1 protein-coding gene is annotated in these 717 nt (G+C 66.4%); it reads left to right on the top strand.

The genetic code is table 11. The annotated features are described in order from the left end of the window. A partial coding sequence (locus AC0L3C_RS36165; RefSeq protein ID WP_473410405.1) for an Ig-like domain-containing protein occupies positions 1 to 717 on the top strand: 717 nt, incomplete at both ends.

The raw sequence follows: 717 nt of genomic DNA, 5'->3' as shown, positions 1-717 counted from the left end.
GCTCACGGTGAGCGCGGCTGCGGCCGACGTCACGCGCGTGTACACGGTCGACGGCGCGGCTTCGGCCAGCTATGCTGCCCCGACCGCCGACGGCGCCCACACCGTGGTGGTGACCGACACCGATACCGCCGGCAATATTGCGACCGCCAGCATCGACTTCACGCTCGACAACAGCATCGAAGCCCCGACGGTGGTGCTCGCCAGCGATACCGGCAGCTCGAACAGCGATCACATCACCAAGAGTGGTGGGCTCACGGTGAGCGCGACTGCGGCCGACGTCACACGCGTGTACACGGTCGACGGTGCGGATTCGGCAAGCTATGTCGCCCCGACGGCGGACGGCGCCCACACCGTGGTGGTGACCGACACCGACACCGCCGGCAATATTGCGACCGCCAGTATCGACTTCACCCTGGACAACAGCATCGATACCCCGACGGTGGTTCTTGCCAGCGACACCGGCAGCTCGGGCAGTGACGGCATTACCAAGAGTGGCGGGCTCACGGTGAGCGCGGCTGCGACCGACGTCACGCGCGTCTACACGGTCGATGGCACGGATTCGGCAAGCTATGTTGCCCCGACGGCGGACGGTGCCCACACCGTGGTGATGACCGACACCGATACCGCGGGCAATGTTGCGACCGCCAGTATCGACTTCACGCTGGACAACAGCATCGAAACCCCGACGGTGGCGCTCGCCAGCGACACTGGCAGCTC

The sequence above is a fragment of the Bradyrhizobium sp. WSM4872 genome, assembly GCF_055811715.1.
This window is presented reverse-complemented; position numbering and strand designations above follow the sequence as displayed.